A 17,161-nucleotide genomic window follows, 5' to 3' on the forward strand; every position below is an offset into this window, starting at 1 on the left:
GACAGTGGTCGCGTTTCGTTGCGCGGATCGCAACGAAACGCGACAACTGCGCCGCTTGATGATCAGGCCGGGTTCTCGCCCAGTACGGCCGACCACGCCTCGGGCGAGTCGAGGGTGATGCCTCGCTCGGCCGCACGCGCTTCTGCCGCGCGCACGTCGGCCATCAACGCGAGCGCTCGGTCCCGCGCCTGCGCCTCGACGCTGTCGCCGCCGGCGACGACCGTGACGGTCAGGGTCTCCGCGGGGATGGTGTCGACGGGATAACCGGCCGCGGTGAGCCGTTCGAGGACCTTCTGCACCAGGGCGAGAGCGGGCTGGGTCGTGGCGACGCCGTCGAACACCGAGCCGCGGCGCTTCTCGGCCGCCTTGCGTTCCTCCCATTCCCGGATCTGGGTCTCCAGATCCGAGTGGGCGCCGGACAGCACGCCCGGGGTCCGGCCGGTCACCTTCGACGTGAAACTCCGTGCGACGTCGTCGATGTCGAACGGCGACTCCGGGTCGTCGGCGGCGATGCGCGCGTGGAACAGCACCTGTAGCAGGAGGTCGCCGAGTTCCTCACAGAGCTCCACGGGGTCACCGGCCTCGATGGCGTCGAGCAACTCATAGACCTCTTCGAGCAGGTAACGCCGCAACGAGTGGTGCGTCTGCGTGCTCTCCCACGGGCCGTTCCGACGCAATGTGTCCATCAACGCCACGGACTCGAGAAGCGCCATGCCGGAAACCGTCTGCGCCGCGATGACGTCTTCCCCGCGCGCGATTCGCGCCTGCACCAGCGGATGTTCGGGATCGGTACTGACGAGCACCGATGCCGGATCAACGGGTGCGTCGTCGAAGACGGGTTCGACGTGGTCGAACTCCCACAGCATCGCCGCGGGCACGTCCTCGGTGACCTGCACCGGCCCGGCGAGACATGAGCGTGCCTGAATGGGGATCAGATCCGGCCGTGCCGGGTCCAGCAGCACCACCGTCATTCGTCGTACGCCCTTCCCTGAGGAGCGCCCGGAGCCTGCGGAGGGCGCGCTACCCCCGCTCCCTGAGGAGCGCCCGGAGCTTGCGGAGGGCGCGCTACCCCCGCTCCCTGAGGAGCGCCCGGAGCTTGCGGAGGGCGCGTCACGAAGGGTCCGGCCGGAGTTGGGTGAGGAAGGTCGTCAGATACTCGATCAGCTCGTCGTCGCGCAGGCGCGCCGACCCCACGCCTCCGGTGCGCGGGATGGGCAGCGTGACCACCGACGTCGTCGCCCGGTAGGTGGCCGACGAGTACAGGCGACGAAGACGCACCTGCTCGCTGTCGAGCAGCGACAGCGGTGAGATCTTCATTCCCTGTCCGGCGAGACCGATCTCGGTGATCCCCCGCTCCCGGCATCGCAAGCGCAGCCGGGCGATGGACGCCAGCCGCGTGGTCTCCACCGGCGGTGGGCCGTAGCGGTCGTTGAGTTCGACGAGGACCGAGTCGACCGCGGCGTCGTCGGTCGCCGACGCGAGCTTGCGGTACGCCTCGAGACGCAGGCGGTCGGAATCGACGTACTCGACCGGGATGTGCGCATCGACGGGAAGGTCGATGCGCACCTCGCCCGTCTCCCGGGATTCGACGGGCTTACCGTCCGCGGCCGCGCGGTAGGCCTCCACCGCCTCGCCGACCAGCCGGACGTAGAGATCGAAGCCGACGCCCGCGACGTGCCCGGACTGCTCGGCGCCCAACACGTTTCCGGCGCCGCGCAACTCGAGATCCTTCAGCGCCACCGCCATTCCCGCGCCGAGCTCGTTGTTCTGCGCGATTGTCGCCAGCCGGTCGTAGGCGGTCTCGGTCAGCGGCCGGTCGGGGCTGTAGAGCAGGTAGGCGTATCCACGCTCGCGGCTGCGACCGACGCGACCGCGCAGCTGATGTAGCTGCGAGAGGCCGAGGTTCTCGGCGCGGTCGACGATCAGGGTGTTGGCGTTCGAGATGTCCAGACCGGTCTCGATGATCGTCGTACAGACCAGCACGTCGTACTCACGATTCCAGAATCCCGACACTGTGCGCTCGAGCTGATCCTCGCCCATCTGCCCATGTGCGACAACAACTCTCGCCTCCGGGACCATCGCCGCGATGTCCTTGGCCATCTTGTCGATGGTCGACACCCGGTTGTGCACGTAGAAGACCTGGCCGTCACGCAACAGCTCGCGGCGGATGGCGGCGGCGACCTGCTTGGGCGCGTAGGCACCGACGTAGGTGAGCACCGGGTGCCGTTCCTCGGGCGGGGTCAGGATCGTCGACATCTCGCGGATCCCGGCCATCGACATCTCCAGCGTGCGCGGGATCGGGGTGGCCGACATCGTCAGCACGTCGACATGGGTGCGCAGCGACTTGATGTGTTCCTTGTGTTCCACACCGAACCGCTGCTCCTCGTCGACGATCACGAGTCCGAGGTCTTTCCATACGATCCCGGTCTGCAACAGTCGGTGGGTACCGATGACGACGTCGACCTCGCCCTTCGACATCGCCTCGGCGATCTCGCGTGACTCCTTGGCATCGGTGAAACGCGACAGGCCGCGCACGCGCACCGGGAAGCCGCTCATCCGTTCGGTGAAGGTCTGCAGATGTTGTTGCGCGAGAATCGTCGTCGGGACCAGGACCGCGACCTGCTTGCCGTCCTGGACGGCCTTGAAGGCGGCACGGACGGCGATCTCGGTCTTGCCGTAACCGACGTCGCCGACGACGACGCGGTCCATCGGCACCGCACGTTCCATGTCGGCCTTGACCTCGGCGATGACCGTGAGCTGATCCACGGTCTCGGTGAAGTCGAAGGCGTCTTCCATCTCCTGCTGCCACGGGGTGTCGGGACCGAACGCATGTCCGGGCGCTGCGTGGCGGGCGGCATAGAGTTGTACGAGCTCGCCGGCGATCTCGCGAACAGCCTTGCGCGCCTTGCGTTTCGTGTTCTGCCAGTCCGACCCGCCGAGTTTCGACAGCGACGGTTGTTCGCCGCCGACGTACCGCGAGAGCTGGTCGAGTGCGTCCATCGGGACATACAACCGATCGGCCGGCTGGCCGCGTTTGCTCGAGGCGTACTCCAGGACGAGGTACTCGCGCCGGGCACCCGAGACGGTCCGCTCGATCATCTCGACGAACCGACCGATGCCGTGCTGGTCGTGCACCACCAGGTCGCCGGCGGCCAGGGCGAGCGGGTCGACCTGGTTGCGCCGCTTGGCCGGCAGCCGGCGGCCGTCCCGGACGTTCGCGACCCGTGTGCCGGTGAGGTCGGCCTCGGCGACCACCACGAGACCCGCGTCGGGACAGACGATCCCGGCACGCAGCGGCGCGCAGAAGACGGTCACCTCGCCGGGCTGCGGCCGATGCCCGGGTTCGGCGAGCACGTAGGGCACCTCGGCGTCGGACAGTCGTTCGCCGACACGCTGTGCGGTGCCCTTGCCCGCCACCACGATCGCCGCCGTCTTGCCGTCGGAGACGTGGGCGCGCAACTGCGCGAACGTCGCCGCGATCTCGCGGTCGTCGCCCCGTGGCGCCGGGCCGGGAGCCAGGTCCAGTTCGAGTTCGTCACCGCTGCCGGTCGCGAGTGGACTCAGGGTCCACCAGGGCCGGCCCGCGGCGAGCGTCGCCTTCCGCACCTCGTCGAGAGACCGGTACGCGCTGGCCTGCAGATCGATGCCGAGGCTCTCCGACGACCGGCCGTCGATCGGCGCCGAGGCGCCCATGGCCGCCGCCGTCCACGATGCCTCAAGGAATTCCGCACCCGTCTTCGACAGATCCGAGGCCCGGGTCCGCACCTTCTCCGGGTCGAGGATGAGGACCCGGGTGCCGTCGGGGATCACCTCGGTCAGCAACTGCATGTCGCCGTCGACGAGCGCGGGGATCAGCGCCTCCATCCCCTCCACCGGGATGCCCTCGGCGAGTTTTCCCAACATCTCGGTCATGGTCGTGTCGCCCGGATCGGCGGCCGCGAGATCGGCGGCCCGCGCACGGACCTTCTCGGTCAGGAGCAGTTCACGGCACGGGTGAATCCGCACCTCGCTGGTCTCGACCTCGGGCTGGCTGCGCTGGTCGGCCACCGAGAATGCACGCATCTCGGTGATCTCGTCGCCCCAGAACTCCACGCGCACCGGATGATCGGCGGTCGTCGGAAAGACGTCGAGGATGCCGCCGCGTACCGCGAACTCGCCGCGTCGGCCGACCATGTCGACGCGCTCATAGGCCATCTCGACCAACTGGGACAGCAGTGCGTCGAAGTCGACCTCGATGCCCTCACGCAGGGTCACCGTGGCGACGTCGGCGAGGCCCGGTGCCATCGGCTGGACGAGCGAGCGAACAGTGGTCACGACGACCCGCAGCGGGGTGTCGCCGGGGTTCGCCAGGCGGTGCAGCACGGCCAGTCGCTGTCCGACGGTGTCCGCACTCGGGGAGAGCCGCTCGTGCGGCAGCGTCTCCCAGGACGGGAACTGTGCGACGGCCCCGGCGTCGTCGAGGAGTTCGCCCAGCTCGGCCGTCAGATCGTCGGCCTCGCGGCCGTTGGCCGACACGACCAACAGCGGCGCCTGCGCATCGGTGACCAGGCACGAGACGAGGAAGGGGCGCGCGGCATCCGGCGCGGTGATGTCCAGTCGGCGCTCGTCGCGGTGCTTGTGCACCTCGCGGAAGGACTTGTCCGCACACGCGAGTGTGGCCAGACCGGACAGGGCAGACAGCGTCGACACTCCGTCGATTGTATGGGTCGCCGATCGGCCCGCCCTGCCCGGTCGGCGGACTCGTCCCGACGAAGTTCTCGCCGTCGGCGCCCCTGCCCTACTCTCATCGGCATGAGCGACCGCACCTCCGGCGCGACCTCGCCCCTGATCCGCGTGTCCGACGCGACGATCGACGATTGCGAGGCCGTCGCGGACATCTACGCGCACTACGTGCAGCACACCGTCGCGACCTTCGACTACCTGGTTCCGTCGGTCTCGCAGTGGCATGCCAAGCACGCCGCGATCACCGCTGCGGGACGGCCGTTCGTGGTGGCCCGCGCGGTCGACGACGGGGTCGAGCGCGTCGTCGGATACGCCTACCTGGGGACGTTCCGGACGATGCCCGCGTACGACCTGTCGACCGAGGACTCGATCTACGTGCGGCCCGGTCACGGGGGGCGCGGGATCGGCACCGCGTTGATGTCCGCGCTGCTCGCCCGCGCCGACCCGGACAACGTCCGCCAGATCGTCGCGGTCATCGCCGCGACCGGGGGTGAGGGCTCGATCGCACTGCACCGGCGGTTCGGATTCGACGAGGTGGGTCGCCTGCGCGCCATCGGTCACAAGGCCGAGCAGTGGATCGACTGCGTCTACATGCAGAAGGACCTCTGGAGCGGCGACGACGCTTCCGGCGCGGGCAGCTGACCGGCCTGGCCACCAGGTCGGGGTGAACCGTCGCTCAGCGTTCCAGACCTGCGGCCTCGGCGGCCGCGTCGGCCAGTCCGACGCCGGTGCCCTCGTAGATGTGGAAAGCCACGTCGGCCCCTCGCTGGAGTAACTCGTCGCGTTCGTCGTCGTACTGCGCGACGACGGCGATGGTCCCGGTGACGCCGAGCTCCTCGATGCGTTCGAGAGCCACGAGATTCGAGCCGTGGAAGGGCATGGCCAGGACGAGCAGTTCGAGCTCGCCGACGCCGACGGCCCGGTCCCAGAAGTCGGTCTCGGTGGCGTCGGCGTCGAGTACCCGGACACCCTGCTGGGCCAGTTCGCTCGCCTTGAGCGGGTCGTTCTCCACGCCGATCACGGGCAGGCCGTATTCGTCGACCAGCCGGTCGTAGACCGAGTGGCCGACGCGACCCATCCCGAGGACGAGTACGCGCGCCGGCGCCAGCACGATCGGCGCGTCGTCGGGGTGCGCCCGGGCGGCGGCCGTGGTCGGGACGAACGCCGACAGCCGGGTCACCAGGCCCGTGCCGCGTCGATTGACGAGGGTGGAGAACACGAAGCTCCCCGCCACCGCGACCGACGTCACCACCAGCCAGTCCTCGCCGATGATGCCTGCCCCCACACCGGTCGCGATCACGATGAGCCCGAATTCCGAGAAGTTGGCCAAGGCGAGTCCGGTGAGGATCGACGTCCGGCGACGCAGGCCGAACAGCGACAGGACCAGCGTGTACACCGCTCCCTCGAGCGGCAGCAGGATGAGCAGGAGCAGGCCGAGCAGCACGGTCTCGGTCGTCGGTGTGACGTGCAGGCCGATCGACACGAAGAAACCGACCAACAGCAGCTCACGCAAACCGAACAACGTCCGCGACAACTCCCCCGCACGCGGGTGCGAAGCGAGGAGGACGCCGATGATCATCGCGCCGAAGTCGCCCTTGACACCCACGGATTCGAAGAACCAATAGCCGGGCACGAGCGCCATGACGATCCCGAACAACGTCTGCAACTCGCCGTGGCCGAGGGTGTTCCACAACCGCCGGACGATCCACGCGCCGGGGATCAGCAACACCAGGGCCAGCGCCCAGGGGCTCGGCGGCTCGCCCTGCATGGCGGTCAGATAGACGACGGCGACGATGTCCTGCAGCACGAGGACGCCGATGGCGATCCGGCCGTAGAGGGAATGCGACTCCGACCGCTCGTCGAGTACCTGGACGACGAACACCGTGCTCGAGAAGGACAGCGCAAATCCCAACAGCGCCACCGTCTCCCAGCCCTCACCGGCGAGCAGCCGCACCCCGATGGCACCCAGGACGCCGAGGAAACCCATTGTGAGACCGAGGATGACGAGCAGGTTCGCCGCCGTGGTGATGACGACCTCGCGCCGGAGCAGCATCCGCACGTCGAGCTTGAGCCCGATCGTGAACAGCAGGATCGTGACGCCCAGTTCGGCCATCGTGTCGATGATCGGCAGTTCGTCGATTCCCGGTGCGTGCAGGATGAACCCGGCTGCGAGGTAGCCGACGAGGGTCGGCAGGCGGGCCACACGTGCGAGGAACCCGCACGCGAAGATGACGACCAGGTAGATGCCGACGGTCTCCACGCGCGGCGCCTCAGCGGGATGTGATGGCCGGCCGGCCGGCGCCGTGCGGGGTCGACATCGGTTGATCCTTCCGGCCGGGGGACGCAGAGTGAATCAACAATAGACGCGGTTGGGGCACACTGCCGTGCACCTCGGGTCGGGTGTGGGCCGGGACGCGAGCGGCCCCCGGTCAGGCGTCGTCGACGGTGGTCCGCTTGCGCGATTCGACGTAGTCGGGCCCGACGAGTTCGGGATCGGGTTCGAGTCGGGTGAGCCCGTTCCAGCACAGGTTGACCAGGTGTGCCGCCACGACCTCCTTCGACGGTTCGCGGACGTCGAGCCACCACTGCGCCGTCACCGACACCATCCCGACGAGCGCCTGGGCGTAGAGCGGTGCGAGGGCGGGATCGAAGCCGCGTCGTTCGAAGTCCCCGGCCAGGATGTGCTCGACCTGACTGATCGCGTCGTTCAGGAGACTCGAGTAGGTCGCCGTCTCGTCCGTGCTCGCGGTGCTGTCGCCGCGGACCAGGATGCGGAAGCCGTCGGTGCGCTCCTCCATGTACGTCAGCAGCGCGAGTGCGACCTGCTGGATGCGATAGAGCGAGCGGTTCTTCGACAGCGACGAGGTCACCATCTCCAGCAGGGTCTCCATCTCACGGTCGACGACCACCGCGTACAGACCTTCTTTGCCGCCGAAGTGCTCGTAGACGATCGGTTTCGAGACACCGGCACGCTGCGCGATCTCTTCGATCGACGTGCCCTCGAAACCTCGTTCGGCGAACAGTCCGCGCGCCACCTCGATGAGCTGCAATCGCCGTTGCGCGCCGGTCATCCGCGCCCGCGGCGCGCGCTGCACCTCCGCCGAACCCTCCGATGGACGCCCGATAGCCATGGGCCCAGCGTAGTGGTGCATCTCGGGAGATTCCGAGCGGTCGCGCGAGGTCGGGTTCAGTACAGGCTGGACCAGTACGACCAGAATCGCACCGCGATCAGCACGATCACGAGGCCGACCGCCGCGACGAGGATGGGCGCGTGGTTGCGGGCCAGGGCGAGCGCGACACGGGACCGCGAGGTGAGCCCGCTCGCGTGCGCGTTGCGCACGCTGACCAGGACGAAGATCGGCAGTGTGACCGCCCAGACGACCATGCAGTAGGGACACAGCGCCCCGATCGAATAGAGGCTCGAATAGACCAGCCACCCGATGAAGACCATCGCCGCGGTGACCCCGACCTGTAGCCCCGCCCAGTACCAGCCGGCGAGGCGCGCCCCGGCCAGCAAGGCCATCCCGGTGGTGATCGCGACCGCGAAACCGGCGATCCCGAGCAGCGGGTTGGGGAAACCGAAGAGCGCCGCCTGCGGCTGCGCCATCACCGAACCGCAGCTCAGCACCGGATTGAAGTTGCAGGACGGCACGTACTCGGGGTCGGCGGCCAGTTCGAATCGTTCCACGGTCAGCACGAACGCCGCGACGAAGCCGATGGCCCCGCCGACACTCAGCACCCAGGCGACGATGCGCGTCCAGGAACGCACGGCCTCGGCCAGGTGGGCCCGATCGTCGTCGGGTCCGACCTCCGAGCTGGTCAGCGCAGTCTCACTCACCCATCCAGGATGGCACCGCGTCGAGCGGAGATCGACCCACGCCGCGTGAAAGTCACACTGGATCGGTCCAAATGTCGGCAGTCTCGTTCAACTCTGCGTAATGTCGACGCAGACACCGGGGGTGGGACACCGGGGATGGGACACCGACAGTGCAATTGTGGGATTACCTCAGCGAGAACGCCCGATCACTCACTTTTCTGACATATCAACACGCGTCTCTGTCATTTCAGACAGTGCTCGTGGGTACGGCCGTGGCGATCCTCATCGCCGCCGTGGTCTATCGCCTCCCGCTCGCCAGCGCGCTGACGCTGACGTCGAGCCGTGTGGCGCTGACCATTCCGTCGCTTGCCCTCCTGGCCCTGTTGATCGTGCCGTTCGGACTCGGTGTGACGCCGTCGTTTCTGATGCTGGCCTTCTTCGCCACGCTGCCGGTGATCGGCAACGCGGTCGTCGGTCTCCGGTCCGTGCCGCCGGCCGTGGTCGAATCCGCCCGCGGCATCGGGCTTTCGAGGTGGCGCATCCTGCTCACCGTCGAGTTGCCGATCGCCTGGCCGGTGATCCTGACCGGCATCCGCGTGTCGACCCAGATGATCGTCGGTGTCGCCGCGATCGTCGCCTACGTCCTCGGCCCCGGCCTGGGATCGCTGATCTTCAACGGGCTTTCCCGCCTCGGTGGTGCCAATGCACTCGAAATGGCGCTCGCCGGAACGATCCTGATCGTCATCATCGCCCTCGTCTTCGACGCTCTCCTGGTTCTGCTCGGCCGACTCACCATCTCCAAGGGACTCTCATGACCGACTCCGCCACCTCGTCCGCGCCGAACGGCAACAACCGCAACGTCACCGGCGAGTCCATCCGGCTCGACGGCGTGGCCAAACGTTACCGGGGAGCCACCACGCCGGCCGTCGCCCGTCTCGACCTGGAGATCGACGCCGGTGACATCGTCGCCTTCGTCGGCCCGTCCGGATGTGGCAAGACGACGACGCTGAAGATGATCAACCGCCTCATCGAACCCACCGAGGGTCGCATCTACATCGGTGGACGCGATGTCACCGCGGAGAACCCGGACAAGCTGCGGCAGTCCATCGGCTACGTCATCCAGTCCGGCGGACTCTTCCCGCACTGGTCGGTGAGCAAGAACATCGGCGCCATCCCGCGAATCCTCAACTGGGACAAGAAACGTATCGCCGAGCGCACCGAGTACCTGCTCGACCTCGTCGGACTCGACGCCGCGACCTTCGCCGACCGGCTCCCCAAGGACATGTCCGGCGGCCAGCAGCAGCGGGTCGGCGTCGCACGCGCCCTCGCCGCCGATCCCCCGGTGCTGCTGATGGACGAGCCGTTCGGCGCCGTCGATCCGATCACCCGGGCACGCCTGCAGGACAAGCTGATCGCGATCCAGCACGAGCTGGCCAAGACCATCGTCATCGTCACCCACGACTTCGAGGAGGCGACCAAACTCGGCGACAAGGTGCTGATCCTCTCCGAGGGCGGGCACATCGAGCAGTTCGCGCCGCCGGAGGAGATCCTGGCCAATCCGGCGAGCCCGTTCGTCGAGGAGTTCGTGGGATCGGGTGCGACTCTCGCCCACCTGACCCTCACCCGCGTCCGCGATGTCGACTTCAAAGAGGTGATCACCGCCCGCGTCGGAGAACCGTCCGGCGCCGTGGTGACCCGCGCGAAGGCGGCCGGCGAGGACTGGGTCGCCGTCGTCGACCAACACGGCCGCCCACGCGCATGGCCGTCGGTCGAGGAGATCCGCGCCAAGCCGGAGGTCTCCGACTACCTCGACCATCGCCTCCCGGTCGTGGCCAAGTCCTCGACCCTGAACGACGCTCTCGACTCGATGCTCGCGACGAGCCAGGGTGGTGTTCTCGTCACCGACGGACGCGGCGCGGTCGTCGGTGCGCTGAACATCGCCTCGGTGATGGAAGCGATCCGCGGTCAGCTCGCGACGGTGCGGGAGGACGACGACCACGGTGGCTATCTCGACCACGCCGAGGGTTCGGCTCCCGTCGAGACCCCGGTCGTCGCGGCCGACGACGAGCCCGGCCTGGAACCTGCCGCAGGCGCCGGTTCCGCGACAGCGCCGGTGGGCACGCCCGAGACGAGCGCCGAGCGGTGACGGGTTTCATCGCCGAAGAGGCGAGGATCACCGAGACCGCGAAACCGCCTGCCCCGGAGTCGGTCCCGAGCGGCTTTCGACGACGGCTCTCCCGTATCCCCATCGACGTGTGGTTCGAACCGCTCGTGATCGTGGTCGTCGGCGTGGGTTTCGCCATCTGGTACGCGAACACCACGTTCACCACCACCGAGAGCGCGTCGATGTCGTGGGCCGCGCTGCGCGCCACCATCCTCGATCACATCCAACTGACTCTCGTAGCCACCGTCATCGTCGTCGTGATCGCGATCCCACTGGGTATCGCGCTCACCCGACCGTCGCTCCGGTGGCTGAACCCGATCGCGGTGAACATCGCCAACATCGGGCAGGCGGCGCCGGCGATCGGTCTGCTGGTGCTGTTCACCTTCTGGCTCGGGACCGGGTTCAACACCGCCGTCGTCGGCTTGGTCGTGTACGCCGTGCTCCCGATCCTGCAGAACACCATCGTCGGATTGCGTCAGGTCGATCAACGGACTGTCGAGGCATCCCGGGGCATCGGCCTGTCCGCCGTCCGCACCCTCGTCCAGGTCGAACTACCGCTCGCCGTACCCGTCATCCTCAACGGGGTGCGGACCGCACTGGTGATCCTGGTCGGCACCGCCACCCTCAGCACGTTCATCGGCGCGAACAGCCTGGGCACGCTCATCACCACCGGCATCACGCTGTTCCTGCCCAAGCTGCTGGTCTCGGGCGCGATCCTGGTCGCCCTGCTCGCCATGACGATCGACTGGCTCGGCCGCCTCGTCGAACTCGTCGCGACACCTCGGGGGATCGCATGATGACACGGTCGCAGTCGGCCCGCTCGCTGCGCTCCCGGGCACTCGCAATCCTGGCCGCGTCGGCGGCCCTCGTGATGACGCTGTCGGCGTGTGGTCTGGTGAGTTCGTCCGGAACCTTCCGTCCCGCTTCCCTTCCCGGCGGCGAACGTCCGCTGGAGGGCACGTCGGTCGCCGTGACGTCGAAGAACTTCACCGAACAGGTCCTGCTCGGCAAGATCACCGCGACCTATCTGGCAGCGGCCGGGGCCGACGTCGACGACCTCACCAACGCACCGGGTTCGATGTCCTCGCGGCAAGCGGTTCTCAACGGTGACGCCGACATCGTGTGGGAGTACACGGGCACCGCCTGGCAGACCTATCTCGGTGAGACGGAGACCATCGCGGATCCGCAGCAGCTGTACGAGCGCGTCCGTGACGCCGAACGCGCCAATGGTGTCGAGTGGCTGCCGCCTTCGTCGTTCAACAACACCTACGCCTTCGCCGCCTCGGCGCCGACGGCCGAGCGGTTGAACGTCACCAAGATGTCGGATATCGCGAAGCTGCCCGAATCCGAGCGGACGTTCTGCATCAACGACGAGTTCCTCTCGCGCGCCGACGGTTTCATCCCCATGCTGGAGGCCTACGACATCCCGCTCGACGCCCCCGGCGGCGTGCCCAAGAGCAACGTGACGACCATGGACTCCGGCGTCGTCTACACCTCGACCGCACGGAGCGAACCCTGCAACTTCGGCATGGTCTACTCCACCGACGGTCGCATCAAGAACCTCGACCTCGTCGTCCTGGAAGACGACAAGAAGTTCTTCCTGCCCTACAGCGGCTGCCTCGTGGTGAGCACCGGCGTCAACGACGCGAACCCGGAGATCGCCGAACTCATGGCTCCGGTGTCGGCGAAACTCACCGACGAGCTCATGCAGGAACTCAACGGACTCATCGACATCGATGGTGCCGACCCCTCCGACGTCGCCTACGACTGGCTCGTGAAAGAAGGCTTTATCGTCCCGGTCGACTGACCGTCGACTCACAGTCAATGAGACTGGCTCGGTGCGTAGACCGTCATCCAATGCGGGTGCAGGCGAAAGTAGATGACCTCGACGTCCCAGTCGAACGCATCATCGCCGTAGATCTTCTTGAAGTGGGCCACCAACTCGGGCCAGTCATCGGCGCGGTCGCCGTCGAGCGGGTTGAGGATCTCGACCGTCCCGTGCGTGAACACCCCGAGTTCCTCGCCCTGGATGTGAGCAGCGCTGGCGGCCGGACGGGCGGCGAGGTGCCGAGCCTTCGCAGCTGTGCGCGCCGTGCCGAAGATCCACTTCCCGTGGAGGAAATGCCCGTCGACGGCGCTGATCCTCGGCTCGCCCGCCGCGGTCACGGTCGAGAGCGCGAGAACACGCATGCCGGTCAGGATGTCAACCAATTGCGGTGCGTCGACCGTGTTCTCGCTGCAGATGATGGACCGCAGATGATCTGTCGATCGGGACAGGGACGCGTCGAGAAGGGTCTGCAGTTCGTGTAGTTCATCCGGGGTCTCGTACATGGTAGGCGTCCTCGTGGCTGCTCGTCGGCGACGACCGTCGTCACCGGAGAACCTCATGGTGCCACCGGGACCCGGTTATGAGACCTTTCCGCGGCCGACCGTTCTTGCTGACTCCAACGGGAGACCCAGGGGCGGTGCCTCCGGATGCAGCGCCGCACACACGGCGAGAAGGTCCACGTCGACGCGACGCCGGATGCCGGTGAACAGGGCCCTCAACGACGACCGCACACCGGCGCGTCGTCCGAAACCCTCTGCCGCGTAGCCGGTCATCTCACTTCCCTCGCAATCCCCATGCGGCCGCCAGCAACTCATGCGACGCCAGCCGATGGTCGAAGTCGTGGGTGACGCTGGTGACGAGCAGCTCGTCGGCGCCGGTCACCCGCGCGAGTGTGCGCAGCCCGTCCACCACGGTGTCGGGGTCGCCGACGAACTGGGTGCGCACGCGATCGTCGACCAGCGGGAGCGCGTCATCGTCGAGCGGACGCGACGTGTCAGGGTTCGGGTACGGTTGCGCGCCGGCTCCGCTACGGATGCCGTACACCCAGTGTCCGTAGGTGGATGCACGGTGCCGTGCCGTCGATTCATCCGCGGCGACAACGACATCCGCGGAGACGACCACATACGGCTCGGCCAGGACCGGCGACGGCCGGAACGCACTTCGGTACGCCTCGACGGCCTCCAGGACCGTGCTCGGGCTGACGTGATAATTGGCGACGAACGGCAACCCGCGCGCACCTGCGGTCTGGGCACTCTGCCCCTTGCTGCTCCCGAAGATCCAGACCGCCACGTCAGCGCCCCGCCCCGGCACCGCGGTCAGTTCGACGTCGCGGTGACTGAACCCGCCCGTCAGGAGCGCCAGGACATCACCGACGGCGTCGTCGAAGTCCGGCGGCGACGCACCGTCGAACTGCGAGGCCTCGAACGCGGCGACGACCCGCGGTGCGTTCAGGATCGACTCGACAGGGAACGGCGACGGTATGAGCAGGCCGTCGACGACCTCGTCGGGCTGTCGGGGTGCGGGCTCGCGGGGTGCGGATCTCCGGTCGGCGGTCGCCAACTCGGTGCGACGCTGCGCGGAACGACCGAGACCCAGGTCCAGTCGGCCGGGGTGGAGCGCGTCGATGGTCCCGAAGGCCTCCACGATCGACACCGGGGTGTGCAGGCCGCTCTGGACCGCCGCAGATCCCACGCGGATGGACTCGGTCGCGCCGGCGACGAGTCCGATGAGCGTGGTCGTCGACGAGCTGGCCACTGCCACGAAGTGATGCTCGGCGAGCCAGAAGCGGTGATATCCCAGACGTTCGGCGTGCCGGGCCAAGGCAACGCTGCGGCGCACCGCCGTCGCCGCGTCACTCCCCTCCGTGACCGGCACGAGGTCGAGCACCGACAGCGGTATGGGTTCATGTCCCGTCATACCGCTCCCCGACCGTCTCGAGTCCTGTGCCGAACACACCTCATCCTGATCAGCGAAGCGGCATCGGCGGGACATCGGAAGGGTTAGGCCCACGCCGATCCGATGGCCTGGTCCTGGAATCCCGTGTCATGCCGCCTCTGTTCGAGACGGAGACACACATCGACGACACGACTCGAGGGGAGACTCGATGACCGAACACGTACGCGTCGCCGTGGCGCTGGACGGTTGCGGGTCGCATCCGGGTGCGTGGCGTGCGCCCGGGGCCCGGGCAAACGCGCTCACGACAGCGGCGCACTGGCAGCAACTGGTCGGCGAGGCCGAAGCCGGGCTCCTCGACTTCGTCACCCTCGCGGATACCTTCGCCCTGCATCGCGGGCATCCCCGCACCGACCGGGCGACGGGAGGACTCGATTCGGTACTACTCGCCTCCCGTCTCGCTCCCACGACCCGTTCGATCGGGCTGATCCCGACGGCGACCGCGACCCACACCGAACCCTTCCACGTCTCCAAGGCGATCGCGACCCTCGACTATGTGAGCCACGGCCGTGCCGGAGTCGTGGTGCGCACCACCGCGGATCCCGACGAGGCCGCATTGTTCGGTCGAAGGAGATTCCCCGACGACCCGGCGGTGCTCGCCGACCTCGCGTCCGAGGCCCTCGACTTCGCGACCGTGCTCGGTCTGCTCTGGGATTCGTGGGAGGACGACGCCGAGATCCGCGACGTCGCAACCGGTCGCTTCGTCGACCGGGACAAGCTGCACTACATCGACTTCGCCGGGGATCAGTTCTCGGTGCGCGGCCCCGCCATCACGCCGCGCCCGCCGCAGGGCCGGCCGGTCATCGCCGCGACCGGCGCCCATCCCACCGATCTGCGGCTGATCGGTCGGGGCGCCGACCTCGGGTTCATCAGCCCGCGCGACGTCGACGACGCCGTACGCGCGGTGGACGCCGTGGGCACCGCACACTCCGACGCCGGTCGCGAGATCACCGATCCAGCACTCCTGTTCGTCGACCTGTTCGTCGTGCTCGCCGCATCGGAGGCGGAGGCCGACGACCGTCGGGCGCAGCTCGACGACTGGACCGGTGGCCCGTTCACGCCCGACAGCGCGGTCTTCACCGGCACACCGGTCGGGCTCGCGGACGAGATCGAGCGCTGGGCCGCGGTGGCAGGAATCAGCGGAATACGACTACACCCGGCCGCCTTGCCCGAGGACCTGCGCGCGATCACCCGAGAGCTCGTACCGGAACTCCGACGCCGCAACCTGTTCCGCGATGAGTACAGCCATTCGACGCTGCGTGGGCACCTCGGCCTGGCGCGCCCGTCCAATCATTTCGCCACTGGAAAGGCCGGTGTCGCATGACCAAACAGGTCCATCTCGCCGCCCACTTCCCCGGGGTCAACAACACCACGGTGTGGAGCGACCCGGCGTCGGGCAGCCAGATCGAGTTCGACTCGTTCGTCCACCTCGCGCAGACCGCCGAGCGCGGGAAGTTCGACTTCTTCTTCCTCGCCGAAGGACTGCGGCTCCGCGAGCAGAACGGGCTGATCTACGACCTCGACGTGGTCGGTCGACCGGACACCTTCACCGTGCTGTCCGCGTTGGCCGCGGTCACCACCCACCTCGGCCTGACCGGCACCATCAACTCGACCTTCAACGAACCCGTCGACGTCGCACGGCAATTCGCCACCCTCGATCATCTGTCCGCCGGACGCGCGGCCTGGAACGTGGTGACCTCGTGGGACGAGTTCACCGGCGAGAACTTTCGTCGTGGCGGTTATCTGCCCGAGGACCAGCGGTACGCGCGCGCCAAGGAATTCCTCGCCGCCGCCGCGACGCTCTGGGACTCATGGCGCGACGATGACGTCGTCGCCGATGCCGAGAACGGCCGATTCCTGGCACGCCTCGAGGCGGGTGAATTCGACTTCACCAGTTCACAGTTCGACATCCGCGGGCACTTCCCGACCCCTCGTCCGCCACAGGGGCGACCGGTCATCTTCCAGGCCGGGGACTCCGACGAGGGTCGGGAGTTCGCGGCCGCGACCGCCGACGCCATCTTCTCCCGGCACGCCACCTACGACGCCGGCCGGGCGTTCTACACCGACGTCAAACGACGACTCGCCTCCTACGACCGGCGACCCGACGAACTCCTGGTGCTACCCGCGGCCACCTTCGTCGTCGACGACACCGACGCGCAGGCCGCCGAACTCGCCCACGAGGTGCGCCTACAACAGGTCACCGGGCAGACGGCGATCAAGTTTCTGGAGCAGCTGTGGAATCGCGACCTCTCCGACCACGACCCCGACGGTCCGCTGCCGCAGGTGGATCCGGTCCCGGGTGAGAACACCGTCGCGAAGGGACGCGCAAGTGTGCGTATGCATCGCGACCCGGTCGCCGTGGCGCACGAGTGGCGCGACCTGGCCGAGGCGAAGAACCTGACGACGCGCGAACTCATCATCGAGGTCACCGGCCGCCAGTCGTTCGTCGGCTCGCCACAGACCATCGCGCACACGATTAACGATTTCGTGCAGGCCGACGTCGCCGACGGTTTCATCCTGGTGCCCCACATCGTGCCCGGCGGGCTCGACCGGTTCGTCGACGAGGTGGTGCCGGTGCTGCAGGAACTGGGCGTGTATCGCACCGACTACGAAGGATCGACGCTGCGGGACAATCTGAGACTGGCGCGCCCGGGGGGTTGAGCCTCGCCGGGGACCC

The 17,161-nt window shown here is 68.0% G+C and carries 15 protein-coding genes; 7 read left to right on the forward strand and 8 right to left on the reverse strand.

Going from position 1 to position 17,161, the window contains the following annotated elements; all coding sequences use genetic code 11:
* Nucleotides 1-62: 62 nt before the first annotated feature.
* Complete coding sequence (locus Q9R39_RS19150; protein ID WP_058250818.1) at nucleotides 63-971, reverse strand: MazG family protein; 909 nt, start codon at nucleotides 969-971, stop codon at nucleotides 63-65.
* Nucleotides 972-1,110: 139 nt separating this feature from the next.
* Nucleotides 1,111-4,689: a transcription-repair coupling factor gene (gene mfd, locus Q9R39_RS19155; protein ID WP_058250819.1), complete on the reverse strand. Its 3,579-nt coding sequence runs from the start codon at nucleotides 4,687-4,689 to the stop codon at nucleotides 1,111-1,113.
* Nucleotides 4,690-4,791: 102 nt separating this feature from the next.
* Between mfd and Q9R39_RS19160 the strand changes: the two genes are divergently transcribed.
* Nucleotides 4,792-5,364, forward strand: coding sequence for a GNAT family N-acetyltransferase (locus tag Q9R39_RS19160; RefSeq protein WP_065630919.1), 573 nt, complete (start codon nucleotides 4,792-4,794; stop codon nucleotides 5,362-5,364).
* Nucleotides 5,365-5,398: 34 nt separating this feature from the next.
* Here the strand turns inward: Q9R39_RS19160 and Q9R39_RS19165 are convergent, their stop codons facing one another.
* From Q9R39_RS19165 to Q9R39_RS19175, 3 genes are all read right to left on the reverse strand, one after another.
* Nucleotides 5,399-6,982 (reverse strand): cation:proton antiporter family protein, encoded by a 1,584-nt coding sequence (locus Q9R39_RS19165; protein ID WP_078112130.1) that lies wholly within the window; start codon nucleotides 6,980-6,982, stop codon nucleotides 5,399-5,401.
* A gap of 169 nt (nucleotides 6,983-7,151) precedes the next feature.
* A complete protein-coding gene (locus Q9R39_RS19170) occupies nucleotides 7,152-7,853 on the reverse strand; it encodes a TetR/AcrR family transcriptional regulator (RefSeq protein WP_068971913.1) in 702 nt (233 codons plus the stop codon).
* Between the two features lie 56 nt (nucleotides 7,854-7,909).
* Nucleotides 7,910-8,560 (reverse strand): vitamin K epoxide reductase family protein, encoded by a 651-nt coding sequence (locus Q9R39_RS19175; RefSeq protein WP_058250823.1) that lies wholly within the window; start codon nucleotides 8,558-8,560, stop codon nucleotides 7,910-7,912.
* Between the two features lie 149 nt (nucleotides 8,561-8,709).
* On the opposite strand from Q9R39_RS19175, the gene Q9R39_RS19180 reads away from it, so the two are divergent.
* From Q9R39_RS19180 to Q9R39_RS19195, 4 genes are all read left to right on the forward strand, one after another.
* A complete protein-coding gene (locus tag Q9R39_RS19180; RefSeq protein WP_058250824.1) occupies nucleotides 8,710-9,354 on the forward strand; it encodes an ABC transporter permease in 645 nt (214 codons plus the stop codon).
* The gene (locus Q9R39_RS19185) at nucleotides 9,351-10,685 is read left to right on the forward strand and encodes an ATP-binding cassette domain-containing protein (RefSeq protein ID WP_137810734.1); all 1,335 of its coding nucleotides are present in this window, start codon (nucleotides 9,351-9,353) and stop codon (nucleotides 10,683-10,685) included. Before Q9R39_RS19180 ends, Q9R39_RS19185 begins: the two co-directional genes overlap by 4 nt.
* Nucleotides 10,682-11,500 (forward strand): ABC transporter permease, encoded by an 819-nt coding sequence (locus Q9R39_RS19190; RefSeq protein ID WP_058250826.1) that lies wholly within the window; start codon nucleotides 10,682-10,684, stop codon nucleotides 11,498-11,500. Before Q9R39_RS19185 ends, Q9R39_RS19190 begins: the two co-directional genes overlap by 4 nt.
* 74 nt (nucleotides 11,501-11,574) lie before the next feature.
* Nucleotides 11,575-12,510, forward strand: a complete 936-nt coding sequence (locus Q9R39_RS19195) for a glycine betaine ABC transporter substrate-binding protein (RefSeq protein ID WP_078112134.1) — start codon at nucleotides 11,575-11,577, stop codon at nucleotides 12,508-12,510.
* Between the two features lie 14 nt (nucleotides 12,511-12,524).
* On the opposite strand, the gene Q9R39_RS19200 is transcribed toward Q9R39_RS19195, so the two are convergent.
* From Q9R39_RS19200 to Q9R39_RS19210, 3 genes are all read right to left on the reverse strand, one after another.
* Nucleotides 12,525-13,034 carry a pyridoxamine 5'-phosphate oxidase family protein gene (locus Q9R39_RS19200; protein ID WP_311277983.1) on the reverse strand — a complete coding sequence of 170 codons (510 nt, stop codon included), beginning with the start codon at nucleotides 13,032-13,034 and terminating at the stop codon, nucleotides 12,525-12,527.
* 75 nt (nucleotides 13,035-13,109) lie between these two features.
* On the reverse strand, nucleotides 13,110-13,304 hold the full coding sequence (locus Q9R39_RS19205) for a hypothetical protein (RefSeq protein WP_068971918.1): 195 nt from the start codon (nucleotides 13,302-13,304) through the stop codon (nucleotides 13,110-13,112).
* Nucleotide 13,305: 1 nt separating this feature from the next.
* Entirely contained in the window at nucleotides 13,306-14,448 is a 1,143-nt protein-coding gene (locus tag Q9R39_RS19210) for an LLM class flavin-dependent oxidoreductase (protein ID WP_311277984.1), read from the reverse strand.
* A 187-nt stretch (nucleotides 14,449-14,635) separates the two neighbouring features.
* On the opposite strand from Q9R39_RS19210, the gene Q9R39_RS19215 reads away from it, so the two are divergent.
* Together Q9R39_RS19215 and Q9R39_RS19220 are read left to right on the forward strand one after the other, a co-directional pair.
* Nucleotides 14,636-15,808: an LLM class flavin-dependent oxidoreductase gene (locus Q9R39_RS19215; RefSeq protein WP_311277985.1), complete on the forward strand. Its 1,173-nt coding sequence runs from the start codon at nucleotides 14,636-14,638 to the stop codon at nucleotides 15,806-15,808.
* Complete coding sequence (locus Q9R39_RS19220) at nucleotides 15,805-17,145, forward strand: NtaA/DmoA family FMN-dependent monooxygenase (RefSeq protein ID WP_311277986.1); 1,341 nt, start codon at nucleotides 15,805-15,807, stop codon at nucleotides 17,143-17,145. Before Q9R39_RS19215 ends, Q9R39_RS19220 begins: the two co-directional genes overlap by 4 nt.
* Nucleotides 17,146-17,161 lie beyond the last annotated feature (16 nt).

The organism is Gordonia sp. AC31, from assembly GCF_031844505.1.
Taxonomy (GTDB): Bacteria; Actinomycetota; Actinomycetes; order Mycobacteriales; family Mycobacteriaceae; genus Gordonia; species Gordonia hongkongensis.

Coding starts and splice junctions, on each gene's coding strand:
- Q9R39_RS19150 (WP_058250818.1), bottom strand. CDS start 971: ATGACGGTGGTGCTGCTGGACCCGGCACGGCCGGATCTGATCCCCATT.
- Q9R39_RS19160 (WP_065630919.1), top strand. CDS start 4,792: ATGAGCGACCGCACCTCCGGCGCGACCTCGCCCCTGATCCGCGTGTCC.
- Q9R39_RS19170 (WP_068971913.1), bottom strand. CDS start 7,853: ATGGCTATCGGGCGTCCATCGGAGGGTTCGGCGGAGGTGCAGCGCGCG.
- Q9R39_RS19185 (WP_137810734.1), top strand. CDS start 9,351: ATGACCGACTCCGCCACCTCGTCCGCGCCGAACGGCAACAACCGCAAC.
- Q9R39_RS19195 (WP_078112134.1), top strand. CDS start 11,575: ATGACGCTGTCGGCGTGTGGTCTGGTGAGTTCGTCCGGAACCTTCCGT.
- Q9R39_RS19200 (WP_311277983.1), bottom strand. CDS start 13,034: ATGTACGAGACCCCGGATGAACTACACGAACTGCAGACCCTTCTCGAC.
- Q9R39_RS19205 (WP_068971918.1), bottom strand. CDS start 13,304: ATGACCGGCTACGCGGCAGAGGGTTTCGGACGACGCGCCGGTGTGCGG.
- Q9R39_RS19210 (WP_311277984.1), bottom strand. CDS start 14,448: ATGACGGGACATGAACCCATACCGCTGTCGGTGCTCGACCTCGTGCCG.
- Q9R39_RS19215 (WP_311277985.1), top strand. CDS start 14,636: ATGACCGAACACGTACGCGTCGCCGTGGCGCTGGACGGTTGCGGGTCG.
- Q9R39_RS19220 (WP_311277986.1), top strand. CDS start 15,805: ATGACCAAACAGGTCCATCTCGCCGCCCACTTCCCCGGGGTCAACAAC.